At 31.3% G+C, this 23,728-nt stretch carries 21 protein-coding genes; 12 read left to right on the forward strand and 9 right to left on the reverse strand.

The window, feature by feature from the left end; all coding sequences use genetic code 11:
* The first annotated feature begins 94 nt into the window (after nt 1-94).
* The 3 genes from ACYEKI_RS09945 (at nt 95) to ACYEKI_RS09955 (ending at nt 3,718) form a co-directional block, all read left to right on the forward strand.
* On the forward strand, nt 95-1,210 hold the full coding sequence (locus tag ACYEKI_RS09945; RefSeq protein WP_459211040.1) for an adenylate kinase: 1,116 nt from the start codon (nt 95-97) through the stop codon (nt 1,208-1,210).
* Between the two features lie 41 nt (nt 1,211-1,251).
* On the forward strand, nt 1,252-2,250 hold the full coding sequence (gene obgE / locus ACYEKI_RS09950) for a GTPase ObgE (protein ID WP_459211041.1): 999 nt from the start codon (nt 1,252-1,254) through the stop codon (nt 2,248-2,250).
* Nucleotides 2,251-2,365: 115 nt separating this feature from the next.
* A complete protein-coding gene (locus ACYEKI_RS09955; protein ID WP_459211042.1) occupies nt 2,366-3,718 on the forward strand; it encodes a UDP-N-acetylmuramate--L-alanine ligase in 1,353 nt (450 codons plus the stop codon).
* 56 nt (nt 3,719-3,774) lie between these two features.
* Here the strand turns inward: ACYEKI_RS09955 and ACYEKI_RS09960 are convergent, their stop codons facing one another.
* Together ACYEKI_RS09960 and ACYEKI_RS09965 are read right to left on the reverse strand one after the other, a co-directional pair.
* Nucleotides 3,775-4,215: a DUF1569 domain-containing protein gene (locus tag ACYEKI_RS09960; RefSeq protein ID WP_459211043.1), complete on the reverse strand. Its 441-nt coding sequence runs from the start codon at nt 4,213-4,215 to the stop codon at nt 3,775-3,777.
* Nucleotides 4,216-4,437: 222 nt separating this feature from the next.
* Complete coding sequence (locus tag ACYEKI_RS09965; RefSeq protein WP_459211044.1) at nt 4,438-4,899, reverse strand: hypothetical protein; 462 nt, start codon at nt 4,897-4,899, stop codon at nt 4,438-4,440.
* A 275-nt stretch (nt 4,900-5,174) separates the two neighbouring features.
* Here ACYEKI_RS09965 and radC point away from each other — a divergent pair, with 275 nt between their 5' ends.
* Genes radC through ACYEKI_RS09995 form a run of 6 tightly spaced genes read left to right on the forward strand, consistent with a single transcriptional unit; the run spans nt 5,175 to nt 10,680 of the window.
* On the forward strand, nt 5,175-5,873 hold the full coding sequence (radC, locus tag ACYEKI_RS09970) for a RadC family protein (protein WP_459211045.1): 699 nt from the start codon (nt 5,175-5,177) through the stop codon (nt 5,871-5,873).
* 17 nt (nt 5,874-5,890) lie between these two features.
* Nucleotides 5,891-7,192, forward strand: a complete 1,302-nt coding sequence (locus tag ACYEKI_RS09975; protein ID WP_459211046.1) for a DUF7033 domain-containing protein — start codon at nt 5,891-5,893, stop codon at nt 7,190-7,192.
* The gene (locus tag ACYEKI_RS09980; RefSeq protein WP_459211047.1) at nt 7,192-7,875 is read left to right on the forward strand and encodes a YjjG family noncanonical pyrimidine nucleotidase; all 684 of its coding nucleotides are present in this window, start codon (nt 7,192-7,194) and stop codon (nt 7,873-7,875) included. The genes ACYEKI_RS09975 and ACYEKI_RS09980 overlap by 1 nt, the downstream gene beginning before the upstream one ends.
* A 56-nt stretch (nt 7,876-7,931) precedes the next feature.
* Nucleotides 7,932-8,486 (forward strand): hypothetical protein, encoded by a 555-nt coding sequence (locus ACYEKI_RS09985; RefSeq protein WP_459211048.1) that lies wholly within the window; start codon nt 7,932-7,934, stop codon nt 8,484-8,486.
* Nucleotides 8,483-9,889 carry a DUF5723 family protein gene (locus ACYEKI_RS09990; protein ID WP_459211049.1) on the forward strand — a complete coding sequence of 469 codons (1,407 nt, stop codon included), beginning with the start codon at nt 8,483-8,485 and terminating at the stop codon, nt 9,887-9,889. Before ACYEKI_RS09985 ends, ACYEKI_RS09990 begins: the two co-directional genes overlap by 4 nt.
* 5 nt (nt 9,890-9,894) lie before the next feature.
* Nucleotides 9,895-10,680, forward strand: coding sequence for a hypothetical protein (locus ACYEKI_RS09995; RefSeq protein WP_459211050.1), 786 nt, complete (start codon nt 9,895-9,897; stop codon nt 10,678-10,680).
* On the opposite strand, the gene ACYEKI_RS10000 is transcribed toward ACYEKI_RS09995, so the two are convergent.
* Entirely contained in the window at nt 10,681-11,958 is a 1,278-nt protein-coding gene (locus tag ACYEKI_RS10000; RefSeq protein ID WP_459211051.1) for a replication-associated recombination protein A, read from the reverse strand. It lies immediately after the preceding gene.
* A gap of 154 nt (nt 11,959-12,112) precedes the next feature.
* Here ACYEKI_RS10000 and ACYEKI_RS10005 point away from each other — a divergent pair, with 154 nt between their 5' ends.
* A complete protein-coding gene (locus ACYEKI_RS10005; protein ID WP_459211052.1) occupies nt 12,113-12,865 on the forward strand; it encodes a rhomboid family intramembrane serine protease in 753 nt (250 codons plus the stop codon).
* Nucleotides 12,866-12,872: 7 nt separating this feature from the next.
* Here the strand turns inward: ACYEKI_RS10005 and rlmB are convergent, their stop codons facing one another.
* The 6 genes from rlmB to ACYEKI_RS10035 form a co-directional block, all read right to left on the reverse strand.
* A complete protein-coding gene (rlmB, locus tag ACYEKI_RS10010; RefSeq protein WP_459211053.1) occupies nt 12,873-13,610 on the reverse strand; it encodes a 23S rRNA (guanosine(2251)-2'-O)-methyltransferase RlmB in 738 nt (245 codons plus the stop codon).
* An 82-nt stretch (nt 13,611-13,692) separates the two neighbouring features.
* Nucleotides 13,693-14,673, reverse strand: a complete 981-nt coding sequence (locus ACYEKI_RS10015; protein WP_459211054.1) for a hypothetical protein — start codon at nt 14,671-14,673, stop codon at nt 13,693-13,695.
* A 119-nt stretch (nt 14,674-14,792) separates the two neighbouring features.
* Nucleotides 14,793-15,785, reverse strand: coding sequence for a hypothetical protein (locus ACYEKI_RS10020; RefSeq protein ID WP_459211055.1), 993 nt, complete (start codon nt 15,783-15,785; stop codon nt 14,793-14,795).
* A gap of 17 nt (nt 15,786-15,802) precedes the next feature.
* Nucleotides 15,803-17,488, reverse strand: coding sequence for a SusD/RagB family nutrient-binding outer membrane lipoprotein (locus ACYEKI_RS10025; protein WP_459211056.1), 1,686 nt, complete (start codon nt 17,486-17,488; stop codon nt 15,803-15,805).
* Nucleotides 17,489-17,505: 17 nt separating this feature from the next.
* Nucleotides 17,506-20,715, reverse strand: coding sequence for a SusC/RagA family TonB-linked outer membrane protein (locus ACYEKI_RS10030; protein WP_459211057.1), 3,210 nt, complete (start codon nt 20,713-20,715; stop codon nt 17,506-17,508).
* A gap of 256 nt (nt 20,716-20,971) precedes the next feature.
* Nucleotides 20,972-22,669 carry a ShlB/FhaC/HecB family hemolysin secretion/activation protein gene (locus ACYEKI_RS10035; protein WP_459211058.1) on the reverse strand — a complete coding sequence of 566 codons (1,698 nt, stop codon included), beginning with the start codon at nt 22,667-22,669 and terminating at the stop codon, nt 20,972-20,974.
* A 179-nt stretch (nt 22,670-22,848) separates the two neighbouring features.
* Between ACYEKI_RS10035 and rpsL the strand changes: the two genes are divergently transcribed.
* Together rpsL and rpsG are read left to right on the forward strand one after the other, a co-directional pair.
* The gene (rpsL, locus tag ACYEKI_RS10040) at nt 22,849-23,223 is read left to right on the forward strand and encodes a 30S ribosomal protein S12 (protein ID WP_024770883.1); all 375 of its coding nucleotides are present in this window, start codon (nt 22,849-22,851) and stop codon (nt 23,221-23,223) included.
* Nucleotides 23,224-23,250: 27 nt separating this feature from the next.
* The gene (rpsG, locus tag ACYEKI_RS10045) at nt 23,251-23,727 is read left to right on the forward strand and encodes a 30S ribosomal protein S7 (RefSeq protein WP_459211059.1); all 477 of its coding nucleotides are present in this window, start codon (nt 23,251-23,253) and stop codon (nt 23,725-23,727) included.
* Nucleotide 23,728: the final 1 nt, after the last annotated feature.

A 23,728-nucleotide genomic window follows, 5' to 3' on the forward strand; every position in this document is an offset into this window, starting at 1 on the left:
TAAAACAGAAGACAAAGCACTATAAATCATATTTTAATCATTATCTTTGCCCTTTTTACAAAATGAGTTACTCATAAAGATTAAAAATAAGCTCGTGATACAATTACATGACCTCCAGTTTACACCTTATATTGCTGAAAAGGATATTATTGCATCTATAGAAAAATTAAGTAAACAATTAAATGAAGATTTGAAAGGAGAGTGTCCTCTTTTCTTAGGTATTTTAAATGGTTCATTTATGTTTGCATCAGAAGTAATAAAGCGATATAAAAGGGACTGTGAAGTTAGTTTTATAAAGGTAGCATCTTATGAAGGAACTTCTACTACAGAAAACGTAACAGAGCTTATAGGGTTAAAAGAAGATTTAAAAGGCAGAACAGTTGTTATACTTGAAGATATCATTGATACAGGAAACACGATTGAAGCTTTGCAAGAAATTCTAGAAGCAAAAGAATGTAAGGCTATAAAAATAGCTACATTGTTTTATAAGCCCGAAGCATATACAAAGGAAATTATTATAGATTATATAGGGATGTCTATCCCAAATCGTTTTATTGTTGGTTTTGGCCTTGATTATAATGGTCTAGGAAGAAATCTAACAGACGTATATCAATTAAAATCAAATACTACTACCATGACAAATTTAGTGTTATTCGGACCTCCAGGTGCGGGTAAAGGAACACAAGCAAATGTATTAAAAGAAAAATACGAACTTAAACACATTTCTACAGGAGACGTATTTAGATACAATATTAAAAATGCTACTGAATTAGGAACGTTAGCAAAATCATATATAGATAAAGGGCAGTTAGTACCAGATGAGGTTACTATAAAAATGCTTAATGAAGAAGTAGAAAAGAACCCAGAAGCAAAAGGATTTATTTTTGATGGATTCCCTCGTACAGAAGCACAAGCAGAAGCGTTAAAAGAACTGTTAGAATCTAAAGGATCTCAAGTAAATGCGATGGTAGCATTAGAAGTAGATGATGAAGTGCTAGTAGAGCGATTATTAGAAAGAGGAAAAACTTCTGGAAGAGCTGATGATGCAGATGAGAGCGTGATACGTAATCGTATTAAAGTATACTATAATGAAACAGCTATTTTAAAAGAATATTACGAAAAAGAGGATAAATACTTTGGAGTTGATGGAGTTGGTAGTATTGAGGATATTACAGCGCGTTTAAGCGAAGTGATAGATCGATTAAAGTAATAAAACTTTACTTGAGAGAATACAATTAATAAGAAAAGAATATGACTGAAGGGAATTTTGTAGATTATGTAAAACTACATGTTGCATCTGGTAATGGAGGTAAAGGTTCTACACATTTGCATAGAGAAAAATATATCACGAAGGGAGGTCCAGATGGAGGTGATGGAGGTCGAGGAGGACATATCATCCTTCAAGGAGATTCAAATTTGTGGACGCTTTATCACTTAAAATTTAAAAGACATTTTAAAGCAGGACATGGTGCGCATGGTAGTAAAAATAGAAGTACAGGAGCAGATGGAGACGATATTTATGTCAAAGTACCATTAGGAACTGTAATAAGAGATACAGAAACACAAAATGTCCTTCATGAAATTACTGAAGACGGGCAAGAAATCATCATAGCCGAAGGAGGTATGGGAGGTAGAGGAAATTGGCATTTTAAAAGCCCAACGAATCAAACCCCAAGATATGCTCAACCAGGAATCCCGGGAGAAGAGCACGATATTACATTAGAGCTTAAAGTTCTTGCAGATGTGGGATTAGTAGGATTTCCTAATGCAGGAAAATCTACACTATTGTCTGTAGTTACAGCAGCAAAGCCTAAGATTGCAGATTACGAGTTTACAACACTTAAACCTAACTTGGGGATAGTGAAGTATAGAGATTTTCAAACTTTTGTAATTGCTGATATACCAGGAATTATAGAAGGGGCGGCAGAAGGAAAAGGAATTGGTCACCGTTTTTTAAGACATATAGAAAGAAACTCGACCTTATTGTTTTTGATTCCTGCAGATGCAGATGATATTGTAAAGCAATATGAAATCTTATTAGATGAGTTACGCAGATATAATCCAGAACTACTAGATAAGGATAGATTAATAGCGATCTCAAAATGTGATATGCTTGACGAGGAACTTAGAGAAGAACTTAAAGCAGAATTAGATGAGACTTTAAAAGCACCATATTTGTTTATTTCTTCTGTAGCTCAACAGGGATTACAAGAATTAAAAGATAAGTTATGGAGTATGCTTAATAACTAAAAATATAATAAGCAGAGTAGAAAAAGCGAGTCACAAGTTGAACTCGCTTTTTTTATATGTGAAAAGGAAAAAATCATACTAAACTAGTTATCTTTACAAGATAAAATTGTAAAGAATGCATATACATTTCATAGCGATAGGCGGGAGCGCGATGCATAACTTGGCCATAGCACTTCATCAAAAAGGAGAACGCGTTACTGGTAGCGATGATGTGATTTTTGAACCATCAAAATCAAGATTAGAAAAATACGGATTACTTCCAGAATGTTTTGGATGGGATGCAAACCGTATAACAACAGATATTGATATTATAATTCTAGGAATGCATGCAAAAGCAGATAATCCAGAATTGTTAAAAGCTCAAGGATTAGGAATAACAATTTATTCATATCCTGAGTTTTTGTACGAACATTCTAAAGAAAAAACTAGAGTGGTTATTGGGGGGTCTCATGGCAAGACAACAATCACCTCTATGATACTACATGTGTTGCAATACCATGATCATGAAGTGGATTATATGGTAGGAGCTCAATTAGACGGTTTTGAAACTATGGTGCATCTTACTCAAGAGAATGATTTTATTATTCTAGAAGGTGATGAATATTTATCTTCTGCATTAGATCGTAGGCCTAAATTTCATTTATATAAACCTAATATAGCTTTAATTAGCGGAATAGCGTGGGATCATATAAATGTATTCCCAACACTTGAAAATTATAATGAACAATTCAAGATTTTTATTGATCAAATTGTGAATGGAGGAGCTTTAGTATATAATGAAGAAGATGCTACAGTAAAAGCATTAGCCGAAGCTACAGAGAACCCTATAAGGAAATTTCCTTATCAAACACCAGATTATAGTATAGTTGATGGAGAAACTTTATTAGATACTCCAGAAGGAGAAATGCCGATAGAAGTCTTTGGAAAACATAATTTAAATAATATTGCAGGAGCAAAATGGGTATGTCAGCATATAGGGATAGATGAGGATGACTTTTATGAAGCAATAGCAACATTTAAAGGTGCATCAAAGCGATTAGAAAAAATTGCGGCTAATGAAAATACTGTGATTTATAAAGATTTTGCACATAGTCCATCTAAAGTAAAAGCTACTACAGCAGCGGTAAAAGAGCAATATAAAGAAAGAAAAGTGCTAGCGTGTTTAGAATTACATACATATAGTAGTTTAAATGGAGCATTCTTAAAAGAGTATAACGAAACATTGACAGCAGCAGATGAAGCAGTTGTGTTTTATTCGCCTGAAGCAGTATCACTTAAACGATTAGAAACTATATCTGAAGAGCAAATTCAAGAAGCTTTTAATAAAGAAGGTTTGCAAGTATATACAAATCCAGACGCATTCAGAGAGTTCTTATTTAATAAAGATTTAAGTAATACAGCAGTATTGTTGATGAGTAGTGGGAATTATGGAGGGCTTGAGTTTGATGAAGTAGCAAAAATGCTATAAAATAATAACGACATAAATTAAAACAAAAAGGTTGGTATATTACCAACCTTTTTGTTTTAATTATTAAACTGTCTTAAGTGATGATCTAAATGTTTGTAATGTAGTTTCCCCCATTGCTCTATTGTAAATTCACCAAAAATAGGATGACTAGGCCAAGATGAGTTTCTCTTTTCAAAAATCTCATCTATAAGTTTAAGTAAATTTCGTCGTTCATTTTCAAAAACTTTAGGGTAAACGACTTTTAACTTTTTATGGGTAGGTAGATTTTTTCTCCAAAGTTTATCACTATATAATGATTTTTTAAAGAATAGTATGGCAAAAATATTTTTTCGTAATTTAAAATCTTCTTTTTGAAGGGCTATTTTTAGAGGGAATTGACAGTGAAAGATCATTTGAGATACATTCATTTTCCCCCATTGAGCAGGACTTCTGTAAGATAGATTATTGATACGATCAATAATTTCGTTTTTTGAATTTTCGTCGAATAATGATTTCATAATAACTTTTAACCTTAATCAATAAGGTGTAAAAAAGGATTGATTAGCTTAAAAAATAAAGTTATAGTGTTTTTATACCCATTCTTATACTCAAAAGTAATTTATAATTAGTGACAAAAAAAATAGAATATTAGACATATTATGCTATGTGCTAAAGTGTAGAAATAAAAAAAGGAAATCTATAATTAGACTTCCTTGATATATATAGTTAAGAAAATATTTTTAGCCAATCTCTTCGAAAATTAATTTTAAAATACCTGATAATTCATCCATAGATGTAATATTGGTATTTGTTCCTACGGTCATCATTACACCTTTATCTTTGATTTTTCCTGATAAAAAGTATTGATAAGTCATGTGACTACCTGATTTTTGTTCAAATTTAACACCAGTTAATTGACCACCATATGATTTTGCGGAAAAAGCAGATTTACTAGCTCCAGCAGCACTTTGTTCGTAAGAAGTGATAATTTGCTCTGATACAGCCTGTAAAAGATCTTCACTGTAATAAGACCATTGGATAGAAGTACCATCACAAGCTAATAATTCATACTCAGAAGTAGCTTTACAACTTTTAGGGACTTGAATGTAATTACCAGCTAAATCTAAAAAGGTAATTTTTTTGTCTTGGGCAAAAAAACTAATCGAAGTAAAAACAAGGATTAGAGTAAAAATTCTTTTCATAGAATTAATGAGTTTATTATTAGTATTAAGTTCGGTTAAGAGGGGGTTTAACTATAAACTTTCTCTTCTCTTTTGAGAGATATAACGGGTAAATTTAAGTTTTTTTTAAAACAAATGAAGTAGAAATGCTAAAAAAAATAAAATAAAAATATAAATGCTTGATAAATAATAGTACTGTATAGTAAAGTATGCAATGAATGATAGAGTTATACAAGTAAGTAGTGTGTTTTTGAAAAAACGGAAAATGAGGCTTATCTTTAAAGAAAAAGAATTGTATGAATAAAAATGACTATTTATTACCTATAACTGCTTGGAGTGAAGATGATAAGCCTAGAGAGAAATTGTTGAATAAAGGGAGAAGAGTATTAACTAATGCAGAATTGATAGCAATATTAATTGGTTCTGGAAACAAGGATGAAACAGCTGTAGATTTGAGTAAGCGGATTCTATCTAGTGTAGATAATAAACTCCATGCATTAGGAAAGATGAGTATAAAAAAGTTGATGAAATTTAAAGGGATAGGCGAGGCTAAAGCAGTCTCTATTATTGCTGGATTAGAATTAGGAAAAAGAAGAAGTCAAGAAGAATTGCCAAAACTTTTTAAGATAACGAATAGTATGGATGTATTTAGTATAATGCATCCAATAATAGGGGAATTAGAGCATGAAGAGTTTTGGGTATTATATTTAAATAATTCAAATAAAGTGCTACGTAAAACCAGAATTAGTAGTGGCGGAAAAACAGGTACAATAGTAGATGTCCGTATAGTTTTTAAAGAAGCTTTAGAAGCAGGTGCTACAGCAATAATACTAGCACATAATCATCCCAGTGGATCGATGACCCCTAGTAAATCAGATAAGCTTATTACGCAGAAAATAAAAGAGGCAGGAACAACTTTAGACATAAATTTATTAGATCACTTGATTATAAGTGAAAAAACGTATTTTAGCTTTGCCGATAAGTTACTGCTTTAAGGGGATAACAAGAAAACATGCTATTAGTATATACACAAAAAAATACACCTAGAATTGCTTATACGTTTAAACAAATATGCAAAAGAATATTAGGAATAGAAGTAGGTTTTACCTCAAAGATCGAAACATTTATAGCTCATGATGGGGCAAAGATTTCATATGGTAAACAACCTTTAGGAAAAGAATTGTATATACAAAGTGCAGAACTATTATTTGAACATGGTTTTAATGATGTAGAAATATATGTTCAACAGTGGGAAGAAACTAAATGTTTTTTCTCCTGTACTAATAAAAGATCAGCACTGCCTTTTGACATTTTTGCAGCTACATTTTACCTTTTATCAAGATATGAAGAATATCTACCACATGTTAAAGATGAGTATGGAAGATTTATGGCTGAAGAGAGTATAGCATATCAGCATAATTTTTTACATCAACCTGTAGTAGATATTTGGGCATATAAATTTAAAACAGTACTTCAAACTAAATTTCCAGATATTGATTTTAAAGAAAAGGATTTTGCAATAAAACCTGTGATAGCAGTTTCTCAAACTTTTGCATATAAACGCAAAGGAATATTAAGATCTATAGGAGGTGGTTTGAGGGATGTAAGTAGATTTAAAATAAGAGAAGTACTAAATAGAATAAATGTGTTGTTGGGAATCCAAAAAGATCCCAATGATACTTTTACATATTTAATAAAAACACAGAGAGAAAAGAAAAAGAAGTTTTTAGTATTATTTGGATTAGGAGATTATTCAAATTTTGAAAAAAATATAAATGCCAATAGGACAGAACATAAAATTCTTATAAAATACGTAGCAGATTATATCGAGATAGGATTAAAAGTCTCTTATGATGCTATTAAAGAAATGCTAATTCTTAAAAAGGAGAAAAGAAGAATTGAGAATATAGTAAATAGACCATTAAAAAGTGTTTTATGCGCTTTTTATAAAATAAACTTGCCAGAGGCATATCGCAATTTTGTAGGATTAGAAATTAGTAGAGATTATTCTATGGGGTTTCCTAAATATATGGGATTTAGAGCTGGTACATGTACACCTTTTATGTTTTATGATTTAGATTACGAAGTGCAAACACCATTGGTAGTGCATTCTTTTTGTTTTACTAATCAGGCACTTGAAAATATAGAGGATTTAGAAATAGCTAAAGATGAAATAAAAACATTTGTTAATGAAATAAAAAAGGTAAGAGGAACTTTTATACCTATTTTTAGTAATGGTTTGTTTGGTAGACTTAATAATGATCGATTTTGGAAATCTATTTTTGAATATATTCTTGATTTAGAAAATAACTAATGAAAACAGTTAAAGATATCTTTTTTGATTTGGATCATACCTTATGGGATTTTGATAAGAATTCTGCATTAGCGTTTCAATTACTTTTTAAAAAGCATAAAATAGCTATAGATATTCAGGAATTCTTAAACGAGTATGAACCTATTAATGCACAATATTGGGAAAAGTATAGAAAAGATAAGATTCAAAAAGAAGAGCTACGGAGAGGGCGTTTAATAGATACGTTTAACACGTTAAATTTGTCGTTTTCAGTAAAAAAAATAGATGCGATAGCTCAAGATTATATAGAAATGTTACCTTTACATAACTATTTAATAGAAGGTACTCAAGAATTACTTGAGTATTTATATCCGAATTTTAGATTGCATATCATTACAAATGGTTTCAGTGAAGTTCAAGAAACTAAACTACAGAAATCTGGAATTGCAAAATATTTTGCAACCCTAACCACCAGTGAAGCTGTAGGAGTGAAGAAACCAAATCCCCAGGTATTTGAATATGCATTAGCTAAAGCTGAAGCAACTATAGAAGAAAGCTTGATGATTGGCGACAATTATGAAGCAGATATTGTAGGTGCTGATAATATTGGAATGAAAACAATATGGTTTAATTATCACAATCAGGCTATAGCTGGTAATTGCATTGAAATTAGTAGATTAATTGAAGTAAAAAAATATCTTTGACAATAATTAACAAGTGTTAATCGTTTGTTAAAGTAATTAATGCCCCCTAAATTACGATGAATAAAAATGCATTTTCCCTCAAAGTGCTATTAGTATTGATTGCTGTAGTCACTTTATCGTGTGTAAAGGATGTTGATTTTGATCAAACAGAAAATTTGGTATTAACACCAATATTTGAAGCTGATTTTGTCTATTCAAAAGTTAATACAGAAGATCTTATTGATGTCGATACAGATATAATAGTACCTGTTGTAAGAGATACTATTAGTTTTGATGTTTTTAGTACAGATTTTGCTATAGATAACCTAGAACAATTAGAGTTATTCTTTAAGTTTGAAAACTCGATGGAAAGAGATATAGAGTTTACTTTCATCTTTACAGACGATGCTTATACTCCATTACATAGTTTTTCTAGAGTAGCTATTAAAGGAACAAATCAAATCCCAGTAATTACAGAGACAACAGAGATTTTTGATAAACCTACACTTAATAATTTAACGACTTCGTCAAAAATCATTTCAGAAATACGAGTTATAGATACCACAGGAAGCCTGCAAGGTGAAATTGAAGTACAATCAACAGCTACATATTTTGTCCGATATCAATCATGAAGAAAATATTTTGTTTAGTATTTGCATTAGCAACAGGGATGTTGTGTGCTCAAAATAAAGAACAGTTATACGATTTTACAGACGTGCCTCAGTCTTTATTATTAAATCCAGGTGCCGAAGTTAATTTTAAAAGCCATGTAGGAGTTCCTTTCTTATCACATATTCATGTGAATGCAGGTTCGTCGGGTGCTTCTGCATATGATGTTTTTGCAAATGATGGAAGATCCATTAATGAAAAAATTGAAGAGACACTGACCCAATTAGGAAGTCGAGATTACTTTACAGTTAACCAGCAGTTAGAAATTCTTAATTTTGGTTGGCGTTCAAAAAATGATGTGTATTATTCTGGTGGGATTTATGAAGAACTTGATGTGATCGCATATTTTCCTAAAGATTTTGCTGTGTTAGCATATGAGGGAAATCGAGATTTTGTAGGAGAGACGTTTAGGTTATCTACTATTAGTGCTACTGCAGAATTAATGTCTGTTTTTCATTTTGGATACAATAAACAAGTCAACTCGCGATTAAGATTTGGTGGAAGATTAAAGTTATATTCAAGCATTTTTAATGCAAGATCAGTTAGAAATAGAGGAACTTTTACTACAATCGAAAGCCCTAATGGTAATAATATCTATCAGCATATTATAAGAGGAGCAGATGTAAGATTACAGACAGCTGGATATGCTTCTTTAAGAGATATTGAATCTGAAGATAATGCAGATGGAGCAAAACAAGTATTAAATAAATTTTTGAATAGAGCTTTGTTAGGAGGTAATTTAGGAATAGGTGTAGACCTAGGTTTTACCTATGATATAGAAGATCAATGGAAGGTTACGGGAAGTGTGACAGATTTAGGTATGATTTTTTATACAAAAGACGTAGAAACTTATAAAGCTATAGGAGATTATACTTTTGAAGGACTGAATTTGCCAATTGACTTTTCTGGAGATCAAAGCGAAGAACAAGATGTATTAGATGATCTAGAAGAAGCAGTGTCATATGATACCATTCATGATAGTTATTCCGCATTTAGACCAATGAAACTTAACGGTTCTGTGAGATATTCTTTTAATAGATATCGTAGTGCTAGCTGTGATTGTTATCTAGATTCAGGAAAAATACCATATATGGATGGAGTAGGAGCACAAGTATTTATGCAATTTAGACCAAGACAACCGCAATTGGCATTGTCTTTGTTTTATGATAAAAGGTTTTCTAAATATTTTAGAACAAAGATTAATTATACCATAGATGATTATTCGTATTCAAATATAGGATTTATGTTATCGACCTATGTAAGTAAAATTAATTTTTATCTTGCAGCAAATAATGTGTTAGAATACCAGAATTTGGCCAAAGCAAGAGGAGCTTCGGTTCAGTTAGGGTTTAATATAATAATGTAATATAAATGAGAATATTTTTTATAAGTCTGATTGTAGGACTTTTTTCAGCAGTAACAATAGCCCAAGACAATATCAACAATTATAAATATATAATAGTTCCTGAACAATATAGTTTTACAGATGAAAAAGACAAGTATCAACTGAATTCACTGACTCATTTTTTATTTAATAAATATGGATATCAAGCTGTAAAGGGGAAAATAAATTACCCAGGAGATTTGATTCAAAATCCATGTAAAGGTTTAACTGTCGATTTAATTAAAAACTCCACGTTATTTCGTACTAAATTAGCCATAGCATTAAAAGATTGTAGAGATAGAATTGTATATACTTCTGCTGAAGGTCAAAGTAAGAGTAAAGACTATAAAAAAGCATATCATGAAGCATTAAGAGAAGCTTTTGAAGATATTAGGACGATTAATTATAATTATGTAGGAGATAAAGAAGAAGTTGTAAAACCTCAAAATAAAGATGTAGTAGTACAGGAGCAATTGAATACTACGTTGCCAAAGAAAAAAGAGGTAGTAAAAACTCAAGAATTGAATTTTACGATGGGTGAGCAAAAAATTAAATTTGTCGCGCAAAGTTATGGTTATGAAATATTCATGGTTAAGGAAGGAAAAGAAGTTTCATTAGGAAAAGCTATAAAATCTGAAGAATTAGCGGGTTATCGTATTGAAGCTAAGGAACTAAGCGGATTAGGGCATTTTGATGCATATAATAATTTTATTTTAGAGCGTATAAATCCATTAAGCAATAAGAAGATTAAAGATACCTTAATAAGAGAATAATTAATAATTATATTTTCTGCCCCATAATCTTTTTAAGAATGCTCTAAAAGCATTTTCACGTTGATTATTACTTGGTTCGTATAATTTTGTATTTTCTATTTCTTTAGGTAAAAATTCTTGAGCTACAAAGTTATTTTCATAATCGTGAGAATATTTATAATCTTGACCATAACCTAGCTCCTTCATTAATTTTGTAGGAGCATTTCTTATATGTAAAGGAACAGAAAGATCACCGGTCTGTTTAACTAATTGCTGGGCTTTATTGATCGCCATATAAGAAGAATTACTTTTAGGTGAAGTAGCTAAATATACAGCACATTGGCTTAAAATAATACGAGCTTCAGGATAACCTACAGTGGTAACAGCTTGAAAGGTGTTGTTTGCAAGTATCAAAGCTGTAGGATTAGCATTCCCGATATCTTCAGAAGCTAAAATAATCATACGTCTAGCTAGAAACTTGATATCTTCTCCACCTTCAATCATTCTAGCTAACCAATATACCGCAGCATTAGGGTCACTACCTCTTACAGATTTAATAAAAGCAGATATGATGTCATAATGTTGCTCTCCAGTTTTATCATAACGTACAGTATTTTGTTGTACTCTTTGTAAAACAATGTCATTGGTGATTTCGATTAAATCAGTATCAAAACTATTGATAAGGAGTTCAAATATATTTAATAGTTTTCTAGCATCTCCGCCACTTAACCTTAATAAGGCTTCAGTTTCTTTTAGTGTTATGTTTTTTGTTTTTAAAATAGTATCGTTTGTTATAGCTCGTTTTAATAAGTTTTCTAAATCTTCTTTGCTAAAAGGATTTAACGTATAAACTTGACAACGTGATAACAGGGCAGGGATAACTTCAAAACTAGGATTTTCTGTAGTTGCACCAACTAAGGTAACCCAACCTTTTTCAACCGCACCAAGAAGTGAATCTTGTTGAGATTTGCTAAAACGATGTATCTCATCAATAAACAAAATAGGGTTTTTTGAAGTAAATAAGCCGCCACTTTGTTTCGCTTTATCAATAACCTCTCTAACTTCTTTTACGCCACTATTAATTGCACTTAATGTATAAAAGGGGCGATTTGAAGTAGTAGCAATAATATTCGCTAATGTTGTTTTTCCAACACCTGGTGGTCCCCATAAGATGAGTGAAGGAATAACTCCTCGTTTGATATGTTGAGTAAGAGACCCTTGTGATCCAATTAAATGATGTTGACTTAGATATTCTTCTAAAGAATTTGGACGGATACGTTCTGCTAAAGGTTGATTCATAAAACAAAAATACGTTTTTTAAGAAATTCTCTTTAGAAATTAATGAGGTAGACTGACAATTAAGCGGTTTTTTGAGTTTTGGAAAGGTGTTTGAATTATAAGTTTAAAATTAAAAAGAACTTAATGAGTATAAGCTAACTCATTATATTACGTTATGGAAAAGAAAGATGATTTTTTGTTTACAACAGGGGTGATAGGTTATCCTATTCTTTTTGTGCTATTAATATGGATCGTTTATTGGGTTGAAATTCGATTTGATATTTCGTTTAATAGTTTTGGTGTTTACCCTAGAACTATAAAAGGATTAAGAGGAATTATTTTTTCGCCATTTATACATTCTGATTTGAAGCATTTATGGAATAATACGCTCCCTTTGCTAATACTCTCTAGTGCACTGTTTTATTTTTATGATAAGGTAGCTTGGAAAGTTTTAGGGCTAGGACTATTATTAACGGGAATAATGACATGGATTTTAGGACGACCAGCAAATCATATTGGCGTAAGTGGGGTAATATATATGTTATTTGGCTTTTTATTCTTTAAAGGAGTCGTAAGTAAGTATTATCGATTAATAGCATTATCTTTTGTTGTAGTTTTTCTATATGGAAGCATGATGTGGTATATTTTTCCAATAGAAAAAAAGATATCTTGGGAAGGGCATTTATCTGGATTATTAATAGGAGTAATATTTGCCTTTATTTTTAAACAAGGAATTCATTTACCTAAAAAATATGAATGGGAAAGAGAAGACTATAATGAAGAAGAAGATGAATTCTTAAAACATTTTGATGAAAACGGAAATTTTATCGAATTTAAAAATGATATAGAAACAGAAATATATGAGTTCAATCAAACTAATACTACAAACAATAGTAAGATTGATATTATATATTTTGAAGAAGAGTAGAAAGTAATTAAGACATACGTTGCCTAATTACTTCATAAAGAAAAGCACCACATGCAACAGATACATTAAGAGAAGCTATTTCTCCTAACATAGGAAGTTTAGCGCTATCATTAACCAATTTTAAAACAGAATTAGAGACACCTTTTCCTTCACTTCCCATAACAATAGCTGTCGGAATTTTAAAGTCTACATCATATAAGGTTTGAGATGCTTTTTCTGATGCAGCTACTACATTTATCCCAGAACCTTGTAGATAAAATAGAGCATCTTTGATATGATCAACTTTACAAATAGGGATTTTAAAAATGGCTCCAGTAGATGTTTTTACGGTATCAGCATTAACAGGAGCACCACCTTTTTTTTGAATAATGATTCCGTTTACTCCTGTACATTCAGCCGTACGAATAATTGCTCCAAAATTACGTACGTCGGATAATTGATCTAGTAATAGAAACAAAGGAGTTTTTCCAGATTCGAGTGTAGATAAAACTAAATCTTCTAGATTATGAAAATCGATAGGAGAGGTATAGGCTACAGCTCCTTGATGATTCTTTTTAGTTAATTTATTTAGTTTTTCAACAGGAACATATGATACAGTTAAGTTTTGTGATTTGATAAGTTGCATTAATTGTTTAGCTAAATCACCTTGAAGTCCTTTTTGTACAAAGACTTTATCAATAGTTTTTCCAGCATTTATAGCTTCAATAATTGCACGTATTCCAAAAAGTAAAGTATCATTTTTCATGCCGCAAATATAGATATAAAAAAAACAACCCAAAGAAAAACTTCTTTGGGTTGTTTTTAAAAACTAATATATCGGATATATTTTATTGCTTTGTAAATTTATACGATGTTTGAGCCGGACTAGCACAGTCACTTTGAGCATCATCAGTAAAAGTAATAGTAAATCCACTATCATCATTTGGATCATAAGTAGTAGAAACTACTGCTGGACCAAACCAATTACCACCATCGCCACAAACACAGTTACTATCTTGTTGAGGAACGATAATTTCTCCACAAACAAAATCAATAGTAAATGTATTAGGTGTTGAACAATATAAAGGATAGTTCGAAGTTTGGAAAGATCTAGAAGAACCAGAAGAAGCACTAAGTTCAACGACTGTATTATGAGAAAGTGTTGGACCGTCTACAAATGGACTTGTTTGTTCAATTAAATAATTTCCTATAAAAAGATTTTCATCTAATGGACAAGATACAGAACTGGAATATTCAAATGGCGAGTTAAATACAGGTTGTCCTGTAATCGCACTAGAACTATTGTTATTAGAATACGAATTACCGTCTGTTAAATTTAATACGAATCTAAATGTGAATATATCAGAAGCTTCAAGATCGGTATCATTTAATCCTAAAGAGTCCATTCCTTCACGTATACCAGTTGAATAAGTTACTTGAGGGAAACCATCATTATTAAAAGAAAAAGCTGAGGCATTAATAGTTTCTAATAAAACTTCAGTTTTTGTATTATTAATATCATCAGATTCATCATCTGGTGTACCATTATCATCTATAGTATTATCGTTAAATCTAATATAAACTTGAACATTATCAATAAGACTACCATCATTTAATTTATCGTGTTCTTCTAATGTAACAGAAAATAGAGAACTATCTAAATCAAGTAAGTTTACATCAAATGAAGATTCTATTGTTTTTAAATATCCTCCATTAATTTGAATATCATCAGAAGTTAGAGGACTTGGTACTTTTTCATCATCAGTACATCCAGTAAGGATTAACATGCTACTTAGAAATGTAGAGTATAATATGTGTTTAAATTTCATTCTATTGAGAATTTATAAATAGGTTTAGTTGCAATTTATAAAAAAAAACATCCCAATACAATAAATATATTGTTACTGGGATGTTTATAATATTAATAAACAATGTTTATATCAAACAATTATTGTTTAGTAAATCTTAGTGTAACTAACAAATTAGCAGATCCACCACAGTCAGCAGTGTTTTCTGATAAGTTAACTTCTACAACACCGTCATCCTGGAAAGTAGTATCAAATTGTGTAAATACATCAGGAGTATTCAATGTTATAAGTTCAGCTTGAGTACAAGTAAGACCTGTACTTTGATTATCATCCCATATAATATTTCCACAAACTAGAGTCATACTATAATTGTTGACAGTACCAAAGTTGAACCAGTTTCCATCAAATCTTCTTACTGTTGGGTTATTCGGATCCGCTGTAACTTCTACGATTCCGTCAAATACAGTTCCAAATCCTCCTGGATTTGTATTAATTACTTGATAAGTACCTGTAAAGAAATCAGGCTCATCAAAAATACAAACTACAGAACCAGAATACTCAAATGGAGAGTTAAATACTGGTTGACCTAAAATACTAGCAGCACTATTAGAGTTAGTATAAGAAGTACCATCGGTAAGATTTAATACAAATCTATAGAAAAATAAGTCAGATCCATCTATATCAGCATCAGCTAATCCTAAAGCATCCATTGCATCTCTAACCCCACTAGTATAAGTTACTTGAGGAAAACCACTTTGGTTAATAGAAAAACTTGATCCTGGAACTGTCTCAAGTAACATTTCAGCTTTAGTGTTATCAATGTCATCAGATTCATCATCAGGAGTACCATTGTCATCGATTGTTAAATCTGAAAAACGGATATATACTTGAACATTATCAATTAAACTACCATCATTTAATCGGTCATGTTCTTCTAAAGTAACTGAAAACTCAGAGGAATCAATATTGAATAAGTCTACTACAAAAGATGACTCTAATGTTTTTAAGTAAGCTCCATTTACTTCAATATCAGATGCTTGTAACGGATCTGGAATTTTTTCGTCATCAGAACAACCTGTAAGCATTAAAGCTGTACTAAGTAGTCCCGTATATAATATATTCTTTAAATTCATAATCCTTTTATTGTTAATTAATTAATAAAGTTAGCTGGGTTTGTATCCCAGAAAATCTGCTCAGTTCTTAGCTTTTGATTAGCATTAGAATTCCTGTTTACATATGCAGCAGGATATAAAGCAGATCTATAGAAATCACCTGGGTTAGGTGTTATAGATGGACCTAAATTTGAAGGTAAACCAGTTCTTCTATAAAAATTGTACATTTCTAAACCATTACCAAAAGAAGCAATATAATATTCTTTAGCTAAGATAGCCATTTTTCCTTCATCGGAAGCAGCATTATATTGTGAAGTAACATAAGAAACATAAGTGTTTCCTGAAATTGGTCCTTCTCCAGAAACAGCTTCTACTTTGTTAAAACTATTAGTGATACCATTAGTGATATGAGTTAATGCATCACCTGGTAGACCTAGAGCTAATACAGCTTCAGCTTTCATGAAATCTGTAAAGAAACTAGTAATGATAGGTGTAATTCCTCTACCTCTTAGACCATCTTCTCCATCGTTTTGAACAGCTCCAGCGCTACCGTCGTCAAAAGATCCTCCAGCAGGATAAACTCCATATACTGTTCTTTTACCTTGATCTGGTGGAATCCCTTCCGCTTGTAGATGATCTCTACCCCAGAATCCTCTTGCAGCATCAGCTGTACAGAAAGGAACACTAGCAGTTACATCACTATATTGAGAAGTTACTGTTAAGAAGTGAGAAGGAGTAGCTGTAGTAGCACATTGTAATGTAAAGTTATCTTCGTTAGTAGCATCTAAATCTTGTCTAAAGAAATAATAAGGAGTACGAGGATCTTCAACAGCTTTTTCTCCTATGAGAGTCCACATATAATAATTAGAAACATAAGATCCTCCAGGGTTATTCTCATAGAATAACGCATATGCAGGATGTCTATTATCAGGATTTACTCTATTATCTCCATAATTTAATTGCCAATCTTCTTCAGGAGTATCAATCAAATCATTTTCTGTAAGTAATGCTTGAACTTCAGTAGCTATATTTCTATTAATAGCTTGACCATTCAATCTAGCGTTAATTAGAGCTCTTAATTTTAAAGTTTTAGCTGCAGTTATCCAACGAGGCATTTTGTCTTCATCAACATCGCCTTCACCATAGAATAAATCTACTTCAGGAAGAGATGATGGAGTTTCTCCTAAAAGAGTGATAGCCTCATCTAATTCTGTTAAAGCAGCCATATATACAGCTGTTTGATCATCTGCACTTGGATTTAAATTATCGTTTCCGAGAATTGCTTCAGAATATGGTACATCTCCAAAAAGGTCAACTAAAGTAAAAAGAACGTAAGCTTTCATAACTTTAGAGGCTCCTAAGTGATAAGATAAACCTTCACTTTCTGCAAGAGGTTGTAAAGTTTGAACATCTTGTAAAACATCTGCATATGCACTTTCCCATATAGCATCAAAACTAGAAGGAACAAATGCTTCATCATAAGTGTCTCCACCTACAGCAGCATGCATTCTCGTAGCTTGTGCTGCAAATGAATTGTAATCTGCAGCATTTGCTATAAAACCGTAAAATGATAACTGAATATTGTTAAATAAAAAGTTAGGATCAAGTTGATCTTGAGCGACTTGGTTTGGACTCTCAGTGAGATCAAGTTCAGTTGTTTCACATGATGCGATAACACCGGCACCAATTAATGCGAAACATATATTTTTAAATATTTTTTTCATGATTTAATTCTTTATTATTAGAATGTCATAGTTAAGTTAAATCCATATCTTTTTGATGTTGGACCAGTTAAATAATCAAATCCTTGACCATTACCTACACCTAAACTAATAACTTCTGGATCAAAATTAATATGCTCAGGGAAATTAAAGGCTTTAAACCATAAATTTTGCCCAATAACAGATAAAGAAATACTTCCAAATGGAGTTTTATCTAAAAATCTTTCAGGGAATTTATAAGATAAAGAAATTTCTCTTAAACGTAAAGTTGTTCCATCATAAACAGCTCTTTCATTGATTCCTCCTGCTGATGCAACACCAATATTATCAAAATATAAATCTGTAGCATTAATTTGGATATCATTAGGAGTACCATCTTGTTTAACACCTGGTAAGATGAAGGTTTGAGTTCTATCAAAATTTGTATCCTCAGTTAATCCTCTAGCAATTAAAGCACCAGCTGTAGTTGAATAAATATCACCTCCGTGTACATATTCCCATTGCATTCCTAATCCAAATCCTTTATATGATAAATTGTTAATTACAGTAGCTCTCCAGTCAGCATTAGGATCACCTATAATAGCATTTTCTTGTGCAGTAACATAGTTTCCATTATTACCCACAATTCTATTTCCATTTGCATCACGTGCATAAGTTGTTCCATATAATACACCATAAGCTTCACCAGCTATAGCTGCATTACCAAGTGTATCAAAACCTGCGATGATTTCAAGATCAGAATTAGCTCCTAAATCCTCAACAATATTTTCGTTAATTGTGTACTGTCCAGAGATATCCCATCTAAAATCATCTTTATCATTTCCTCTAATAGGAGTAAAACCAAAACCAACTTCAATACCTTGGTTAGAAACTTCTGCAATATTATCTGAAGTTACTGTATATCCAGTTGTTGGGTCAAGAAGTCTATTGTTTAAGATTAAGTCAGTTGAACGTTTGTCATAAACAGATAAATCAAGAGAAACTCTATTGTCAAATAGCTTGGCTTCAATACCAGCTTCTAATTCAGTAATTAATTCAGGCTTTAAAGCTAGGTTACCTAATCTATCATTTTGAGATAAGGTATTAACTACTGTACCTCCATCTGGATTTGGATCAATAAATACGTTTGTACCACTATCAAGTCCTACTACAGTAGAATATGGATTTGGGAATCCTGCAGATGAACCATAACCTAATCTTACTTTTAAGTAATTGATAGTTTTATTTCCTCTAAGTGCTTCAATAGCTGAAGTTGGTACAAATGATAAACTAGCAGATGGATAGAAAATTGAACGAGTATCTGGTTGTAAAGAAGAATACCAATCATTTCTACCTGCTACATTTAAGAATAAGTAATTAGAATAGTCTATTGTAGCAGATGCGTAAAGACCAAGAGTATTAAACTCTCTATAATCACTAAAGCCTGTAGTTTCTTGGAAGTTATCATGTCTGATTAATCCAAATACGAATTGTTGAGTACTAGTTGTTAAATCTCTAGAACGTTCTTCTCTTCTTGGGTTAAAACCAACAGTACCAGATAGATTCCAAGAATCACTTAAATCTTTATTGAAGTTAGCACTAAACGTATGATCCCATACAGTATTACTAACAATGAATGTTCTTAATATACCATTTGGTACTTGAGGACCTCCTTTATTTACAAAACGATCTTCATCTTGTACATATGAATCTAAAGATAGTCTATAGCTTAAATTTAACCAATCATTAACTTCATATAGTGCACTAACATTTCCGAAAAATCTTCTTGTATCTTCAATATTACTTGCATATCTCTGAGTCCATCTTGGGTTTACAATATCGTTACCCGTTCTATAATAAACACTTTCGTTTGTTATTGGGTTTTCAAATGGTAAATTGAATAAATCAACACTACGAGGTGTATATAAAATATTTGCGAATAAAGATGCATTACCTGCAGTAGTATTACTACCAAAACCAGCAGAAGTTGGTGGTGTTACTAGATCAGTTAACACATAGTTAAATGAACTACTAATAGTAAATTTGTTAGATAGTTTTGTACTACCACCAGCACTAATATTAAAACGCTTATACTTATTACCTTCGATAAATCCTTCATCGTCAGTATTACCTACACTAACATTATAAGATGATTTTTCATTACCTGAAGATACAGATAAAGATGTAGTAACAACACTACCAGTCTTAAAGAATGGCTTTACGTTATCGTAAGGTCTATATTCATAACGAGCTCCTTGAAATTCAGGAAAAACAGAATTTAAATCAGCTCTATCATAAGGGTGAGCTATAGTTCCGTCAGCAGCTACACCATCACCAACTCTTCTATCGGTAAAGTGAGCTCCCCAGTTAGAGAATGCTGGAGAAGCAGTTTGGTTAAATCCATTACCATAACTATCTTGATAATCAGGTAAGTCAGAGATTTGGTTAGCGAAATAAGATTGATTCAATGTAATCTCAAATTTCTTATTAGCACCACCTTGTGCAGAACCAGATTTTGTAGTTACTAAAACTACCCCGTTACGTCCTGCTTGACCATATAAAGTTGTTGCACTTAATCCCTTTAAGATAGAGATCTCTGCAATATTATTTGGATCAATATCTAAGAATCTACTCGATGCAGAAGCTCCACCTGTAGTAAAGTTTTCTGATGAGTTAGAATCTGAGTTAAATGGTACACCATCAACTACGAATAGAGGCTGGTTACTACCATTAATAGAAGAATAACCTCTAATAATAATGTTTGTACCAGTACCAGAAAGACCAGATGTTTGAGTAATGTTTACCCCAGGAGCTTTACCTGTAAGAGATCTTACAACATCTGTTTGAGGTTGTGAAGCAATATCGTCTGCAGCAATTGTTGCTACAGCATAACCTAAAGCTTTTTTCTCCCTCTTAATTCCTTGAGCTGTTACTACTACTTCTTCTAATTCGGCAGCAGAAGCAGCTAATTGTACATTTATTGTGTTACTGCTACTTACAGTAACTTCTTTTGTTGTAAAACCAACGTAACTAAATGTGATTATTGCTCCATTAGCAGCTTTGATAGAGTAATTTCCATCAAAATCACTTTGAGTTCCGTTAGCAGTACCTTTAACAACGATATTTACTCCTGGTAAAGGGACTCCACTGTCGTCCGTAACATTACCTGAGATCGTCTTTTCTTGTGCAAAAGCTAGCTGCACAACAAACGCTAGTAATAGCGTTAAAATTCCACTAAACTTTGTTCTCATTTTATAATTTGTTTGAATTAACCGGTCTCAAAAATCATAATAATATCTTAATAAAACAACTTTTTGTCATTAAAATTTAAATTATTGCAGGCGTTCTATTAATAAATTGTAAAGATTGTTGATGATTTATTAAAGATAATTTAGTGAAGGATTTGTTTTTTTTATGTAATTGTAAGGTGATTGATATTTAGTGATTTATGTGTTTGTGAAGTTGCTTGAACTTTGTGTTTATCTTAGATTAGACTGTTTTAGTGTTTTAAAATTTGGTAATCAGTTTAATATGAATTTTTGTGTTTGAAAAACTGAAATTTTGATTATTACTTTTACCATTTGCAAAGATGATTTTGAATAATCCTGTCTTGTTTTTTAAGCCTAAACCGATACCAAAACTTGTTAAATTTTGAGTGATAGAAGATGTCTGTTCTTCAAAATAAGCATAGTCTATTATAGAATTTACATAAAGGTTTGAAGAGAGTAGATATCTATATTCGGATCTTATGACATTGTAAAACGATGCAGGAATACTATTTTCTTCAAATCCTCTGATTGAATTGATTCCTCCAAACCTAAAGAGTTCGTTTTCAAAAATATCTTCTGAGGATAGGTATCCTGTAATATTATTTAGATAAAGTGCATTTCTATTATTAAGTGGCAATGTATAAACTAATGAGGTTGTATTTCTGAATTGAAATATAGAGTTTGATGTGTTTTTTCTTTGTCCAAAATCATTAACGGTATGTATTTGTATGTTTTTTGGTTTTATTAAAGAATTCCCTTCTTTTAAATAATTTATTTCTGTAGTAAAATATGAGGCTGTCAGATCTTGAATTGTATTATTTGAAGGAATTGTGTTTAGTAAATTTGAAGAAGAGATATTTTTATATCCTAAGGTTACTTCTGTTCTAGGAGTAATGTTATAGTTGATACCAAGGTTTTGTTGTGTACTTACAAATGAAGAATCTTTCTTGAAGATTTCTAAAGATGCTTTTAATCCAATTGGAGATTTAAAAATGTACGGGAGGTGAGTGTTAATATTAAAAAGTTGTTGTTCCCTGCCGTCACTTCTATAGATGATTTGAAGTTTTTCACCATAATTCAAATTATTATATAAACTTAAATTCACATTTCCTGTAAATTCTATTTTGTTAGTTTCAGAGTTTGTTGTAAAACCTAAGAATCCTTCAAAATTATTTGAAGGTATTTTTTTCAGATAAAGAAAGAGTTGTGTCGAATCTTTTGTAAAAAGAATGTCTGGTGATTTTATATTTTTTGAAAAAGGTAAGTTATCTATTTTTAGTGTTTTTGATAAAATTGCTTTTTTATCAAATAAGGTTTTGGATTTTATCTTTGCATAATATTTTAAGTAAGATAAAGGGAATTTTTTATAGCCCCTAATGATAATATGATCCAATATTCTTTGTTTTGTTATATTTATATGTAAACTACCTATTATTGTATCATGTTGTTTGTGAATTTTTTTGACTTGTATGGTACTAAAAGGGCTTCCAGTATTTACATAATGATCTGTAATGTTGTTTAGGAAATCTAAACTTTCGTTGGTCTTGATAACAATATGATCATCTTTTATGTTTTTTTTAAACTGATTTGAAATTGATAAAGAAAGAGTATTTGGTGCAAAATTTAGTTTTAGATGATTGTATCTTTTGTTAAGTAAGAAAGATAATTCATATATGGAATCTTGTTTTTTTTCAAATAATTCTAAATCTATATACCCTAAAAGGAACAATTTTTCCTGTAAAGAGGTGAGTTCCTTTTTAATTGAGATATAATTTTCATGACTTTTTTTATAAGATAAACTATCTATAAGTTTCGTTTCGTTTTTGCTATTACCAGTAATATTTAAATATAGCTGATCTTGAGCTATAAATGTATTGATTGATAAAAAATAAATTCCTATAAATAATAAGGTATGTAAATGGTATTCTTTAAACATAATTCTTTAAGTCGTAAAAACAACGTAAAAGTAATATGAAAAGTATATCATTTTAAGTCACTTTTTAATGTGTTTGAAAATTAATGAATTAGGGTTTGATTTCAAATAAAAATTTCATACTTTTGCAGTCCCTTAGAAGAAAAGGGATTTAATTTAATTAAAATATTGTAAAGCAAATTATGCCAACAATTTCACAATTAGTACGTAAAGGTAGAGCCAAAATAACTAAGAAGAGTAAATCGGCTGCCTTAGATTCTTGTCCACAACGCCGTGGAGTATGTACTCGTGTGTATACCACTACACCTAAGAAACCGAATTCGGCTATGCGTAAAGTAGCTCGTGTTAGGTTAACTAATGGTAAAGAGGTTAACGCGTACATCGGAGGTGAAGGACATAATCTACAGGAGCACTCGATAGTATTAGTTAGAGGTGGAAGGGTAAAAGATTTACCAGGAGTTAGATATCACATCGTTCGTGGTGCTTTAGACACAGCAGGTGTTGAAGGTAGAACACAACGTAGATCTAAGTATGGTGCAAAACGCCCTAAAAAGTAATTTTTGAATTTATTTTAAAAAGAAGACATGAGAAAAAGAAAGGCTAAAAAAAGACCAATCCTTCCGGATCCACGTTTTAACGATCAATTAGTGACTCGTTTCGTAAACATGATGATGTGGGATGGAAAAAAGTCAGTGGCTTTCAAAGTGTTTTATGATGCTATTGATATCGTAGAACAAAAGAACCAAAACGAAGAAAAAACAGCTTTAGAAATTTGGAAAGATGCATTATCAAATGTGATGCCTCACGTAGAAGTTCGTAGCCGCCGTGTAGGTGGAGCTACATTCCAAATTCCTAACCCAATTAGACCAGATCGTAAAATATCTACTGCTATGAAGTGGTTGATTCTTTACGCGCGTAAAAGAAATGAAAAATCTATGGCTCAAAGATTAGCTGCTGAGATATTAGCTGCTGAGAAAGAAGAAGGAGCTGCGGTTAAGAAGAGAGTTGATACGCACAAAATGGCGGAAGCAAACAAAGCATTCTCACACTTTAGATTTTAAT

It is taken from the genome of Aquimarina rhabdastrellae (assembly GCA_947387485.1).
GTDB lineage: Bacteria > Bacteroidota > Bacteroidia > Flavobacteriales > Flavobacteriaceae > Aquimarina.